Here is a 2652-nt window from a genome sequence, read left to right on the forward strand (position 1 = left end):
CCGGCTCCGCCACGCGAAATTTCGCCACGTCTTCGCCGCTGGCGGCGTCCGCGCGAATGAACCCGGTCAGGGTCCCGTCGTCGGGGAAGGTGTCCTGGAACAGATCGAGGTCGTGCACGACCCAGGAATGGGTGTTGTCCAGATAGACCTCGAAGTTATCAATGAGCGGCGCATTGCTGTGACATGCGCCGGAACCAATCGAGCCGGTCCACACATCGGCCCGGTCGACCACGACCACCTCGAACTGAATCTCGTCGGTTCCGCTCGTGGTCGCGACGTACGTGGAAACGTCCTTCTCAAAGACAAGCCAGTCAAGCGCATCGCCGTAGTACACAAAACTATCCGACATCCATTTGGTCGGGCACCCGCCGTCGCTGCGCGTGCGCGTTTGCCAAGTATAAAAAACCAGGTTGTCGCGGGGCAAATCGCGGTAGACGTCGAAGCGAAAGTGCGTCGTCTGGCCGGGCATCGGTTCCCAGGGAATCCACGGCGATCGGATGGAGTTACGGATGTAGCTGTTGTCGCCGTCGTGTTTGGGTACGGCCGCATAGGCTCCGAATCCCCCGCACGCGTACGTCTCCGGGGATCCGTTGTAGAAACCCCATACGCTGCTCGAGTTGATGTCGGTCGCGGAAAGCGGTGGCGAACGCTGCAGGGTCGATGCACCCGCGTACAATTGAGCGAAATCACCGCGCCCCAGCGCGCGACCGCTCCAGGTGCCGTCGGCGGTGGTGCCGCTCAGACTGGGATCCGCCTCGAAGGTTTGAAGGTTGAGGATCGCCCCGACCCCGGTCATCACTCGGAACTCGTCGAGGATCACAGCACCGTCGGTGTTCACGAGGCCATCCTCGTCCGACCATGAGGCATCGGACTGAAAGCGAAAGCGCAGCCGCACCGACGTCGAGGGCAGGCTGGCGGCGGGTATCAAAACGGATTCATATACCGACGGCCAGAGCAGTCCGGAGTAGCTCGTGGTTCCCGTCGAGGGAAGGGTCACCGCCGTCCACTGTCCGCTGACATTCTGGTATTCGAGATAGATCTTGTCGTAGTTGGATTCGGTGTCGTAGGTGATGCGGTATTCAAAGCGGACCGAACTGCCAGCCGGCTTGGTGATGGCAATCGATTCGAACGCTTCGTTCCATCCGTTCCCGTAGCCGGGTGGGGTATTGTACGAACAAAAATTTGGATCCAGCGGCGCGGACGGAATTCCGCACCAAACGGCTTTGTCGCCCATAATCGGAACCAGCCTGCCAAACGATCCACCGGTCAGAAAGTCGCTGGTCGAGGCGATAAAAAACCGAAACGGAATGGGGTGGGTGAGATCATGGGTCGTCCAGCCCATCGGGTTGAGCGTTTCGAAGTCGTAGAAAGCGAGCGTTGTAATAGGAAGCACGCCAGGCGCGCCGCCACGAATGGACTGCGAGGGGTTGCTTGGCAACTGGGCGTCGAGGTCGCGCGGCCCCGGGTCGATCAGAATCTGGCTATCTCGCGCGCCCACTGGCTGATTGAAGAAAATCAGAAGGCCGAAAAGCAGGGGTGGCAAGAGCGCGTACTTCATGGCACACCTCCAGGGGAAGTGGGAACGCGCCAGGACGCGGCGCGTCCCGTGTACGCGCAGAATACCACAAATAGGGATGAAAAGTTGGCGCCCTTGGGGCCGGGGGCGACGTCTACGCTTCTTCGATCGACTCCGTCAGGACCACCGCTTCGTTGTTCGCGACCTTGAGGATCCCGGGTCCGATGCGGTAGCGGTACGACTCGCCGTCCTTGCTGCGCAGCGTGAGATCGCCCGCGAGCAAGGTCGTGATGAGCGGCGCGTGGTGCGCGAGGATGCCGAGGTAGCCGGCACCACCGGGGGCGGTCACCGAGACCACCTCGCCGTCGAAGACGGTCCGGTTCGGGGTCAGCATCTTGAACTTGTAGGTCGCGCCCGTCGACATCGCTTAGCCCATCTTCTTCGCGCGCTCGACCACTTCGTCGATCGAACCCACCATGTAGAACGCCTGCTCCGGGATGTCGTCGTGCTTGCCCTCGATGATCTCCTTGAAGCCGCGAATGGTGTCCTGGATCTTGACGTACTTGCCCGGAGTACCGGTGAACACTTCCGCCACGAAGAAGGGCTGCGAAAGGAAGCGCTGGATCTTGCGCGCGCGGTTGACGGTCAGGCGGTCCTCTTCGGACAGCTCATCCATACCCAAGATGGCGATGATGTCCTGCAGCTCCTTGTTGCGCTGGAGAATCTCCTGCACGCGGCGCGCGACGTCGAAGTGCTCCTCGCCCACGACCGCGGCGCTCAAGATGCGCGAGGTCGACGCGAGCGGATCCACCGCGGGGTAGATGCCGAGCTCCGCGATTTGTCGGGAGAGCACCGTGGTGGCGTCCAGGTGCGAGAACGTGGTCGCGGGGGCCGGATCGGTGATGTCGTCGGCGGGCACGTAAATCGCCTGCACCGACGTGATCGACCCCTTCTTGGTGGAACAGATGCGCTCCTGCAGTCCGCCCATCTCGGTGCCCAGCGTGGGCTGGTAACCCACGGCGCTGGGCATGCGGCCCAAGAGCGCCGACACCTCCGAGCCCGCCTGCACGAAGCGGAAAATGTTATCCACGAACAGGAGCACGTCCTGGTTCTCTTCGTCGCGGAAGTACTCCGCG

General features: G+C 62.0%; 3 protein-coding genes. All 3 read right to left on the minus strand.

The window, feature by feature from the left end:
- The coding region (locus tag VEK15_32880; protein ID HXV65537.1) for a hypothetical protein at positions 1-1558 on the minus strand (1558 nt) is incomplete at its 3' end.
- 112 nt (positions 1559-1670) lie between these two features.
- Positions 1671-1940: a F0F1 ATP synthase subunit epsilon gene (locus VEK15_32885; protein HXV65538.1), complete on the minus strand. Its 270-nt coding sequence runs from the start codon at positions 1938-1940 to the stop codon at positions 1671-1673.
- 3 nt (positions 1941-1943) lie between these two features.
- Positions 1944-2652, minus strand: a 709-nt coding sequence (gene atpD, locus VEK15_32890) for a F0F1 ATP synthase subunit beta (GenBank protein ID HXV65539.1), incomplete at its 5' end; no start/stop codon positions are given.

Source organism: Vicinamibacteria bacterium, assembly GCA_035620555.1.
Taxonomy (GTDB): Bacteria; Acidobacteriota; Vicinamibacteria; order Marinacidobacterales; family SMYC01; genus DASPGQ01.

What these genes read in the sequence shown, in the direction of transcription:
- VEK15_32885 (HXV65538.1), bottom strand. Translation starts at nt 1,940, where the DNA reads ATGTCGACGGGCGCGACCTACAAGTTCAAGATGCTGACCCCGAACCGG.